Origin of the sequence: Marinobacter daepoensis DSM 16072 (assembly GCF_000421165.1) — a bacterium.
Taxonomy (GTDB): domain Bacteria; phylum Pseudomonadota; class Gammaproteobacteria; order Pseudomonadales; family Oleiphilaceae; genus Marinobacter; species Marinobacter daepoensis.
Window position 1 is genome coordinate 1 of the sequence record NZ_ATWI01000006.1, and the last position, 1647, is coordinate 1647.

Here is a 1647-nt window from a genome sequence, read left to right on the forward strand (position 1 = left end):
TTGCATTATCCGCAATTGTCTTGGGTGTTATATAGTCAAGCCGCACGAGCAATTAGTACCGGTTAGCTCAACGCCTCACAGCGCTTACACACCCGGCCTATCAACGTCCTGGTCTTGAACGGCTCTTCAGGAGGCTCGAGGCCTCGGGGAGATCTCATCTTGGAAGGGGCTTCCCGCTTAGATGCTTTCAGCGGTTATCCTGTCCGAACATAGCTACCGGGCAATGCTTCTGGCGAAACAACCCGAACACCAGCGGTTCGTTCACTCCGGTCCTCTCGTACTAGGAGCAACTTTCCTCAAATCTCCAACGTCCACGGCAGATAGGGACCGAACTGTCTCACGACGTTCTAAACCCAGCTCGCGTACCACTTTAAATGGCGAACAGCCATACCCTTGGGACCGGCTTCAGCCCCAGGATGTGATGAGCCGACATCGAGGTGCCAAACACCGCCGTCGATGTGAACTCTTGGGCGGTATCAGCCTGTTATCCCCGGAGTACCTTTTATCCGTTGAGCGATGGCCCTTCCATACAGAACCACCGGATCACTATGACCTACTTTCGTACCTGCTCGACGTGTCTGTCTCGCAGTCAAGCGGGCTTGTGCCATTACACTAACCGCATGATGTCCGACCATGCTTAGCCCACCTTTGTGCTCCTCCGTTACGCTTTGGGAGGAGACCGCCCCAGTCAAACTACCCACCACACAGTGTCCTCAACCCCGATAAGGGGCCAGAGTTAGAACCTCAAACATGCCAGGCTGGTATTTCAAGGTTGGCTCCACCAGAACTGGCGTCCTGGTTTCAAAGCCTCCCAGCTATCCTACACAAGCATATTCAAAGTTCACTGTGAAGCTATAGTAAAGGTTCACGGGGTCTTTCCGTCTAGCCGCGGATACACCGCATCTTCACGGCGATTTCAATTTCACTGAGTCTCGGGTAGAGACAGCGCCCCCATCGTTACGCCATTCGTGCAGGTCGGAACTTACCCGACAAGGAATTTCGCTACCTTAGGACCGTTATAGTTACGGCCGCCGTTTACCGGGGCTTCGATCAAGAGCTTCGCCTAAGCTAACCCCATCAATTAACCTTCCGGCACCGGGCAGGCGTCACACCCTATACGTCCACTTTCGTGTTTGCAGAGTGCTGTGTTTTTAATAAACAGTCGCAGGGGCCTGGTATCTTCGACCGGCTTCCGCTCCACCCGCAGGGGTTTCACATACACACCGGCGTGCCTTCTCCCGAAGTTACGGCACCATTTTGCCTAGTTCCTTTACCCGAGTTCTCTCAAGCGCCTTGGTATTCTCTACCTGACCACCTGTGTCGGTTTGGGGTACGGTCTCGAATAGCCTGAAGCTTAGAAGATTTTCCTGGAAGCAGGGCATCAATGACTTCGTTCCTAAAAGGAACTCGTCGTCGCGTCTCGGGATTGTGGACCCGGATTTGCCTAAGTCCACTCCCTACATGCTTAAACCGGGGCAACCGTCGCCCGGCTCACCTAGCCTTCTCCGTCTCTCCATCGCAGCTATCCAAGGTACGGGAATATTAACCCGTTTCCCATCGACTACACCTTTCGGTCTCGCCTTAGGGGCCGACTCACCCTGCGCCGATTAGCGTTGCGCAGGAACCCTTGGTCTTCCGGCGTGCGGG

The 1647-nt window shown here is 54.5% G+C and carries 1 rRNA gene; it reads right to left on the reverse strand.

The annotated features are described in order from the left end of the window. Positions 1-31: 31 nt before the first annotated feature. A 23S ribosomal RNA gene (locus K325_RS0100520) occupies positions 32-1647 on the reverse strand; the annotation flags it as partial.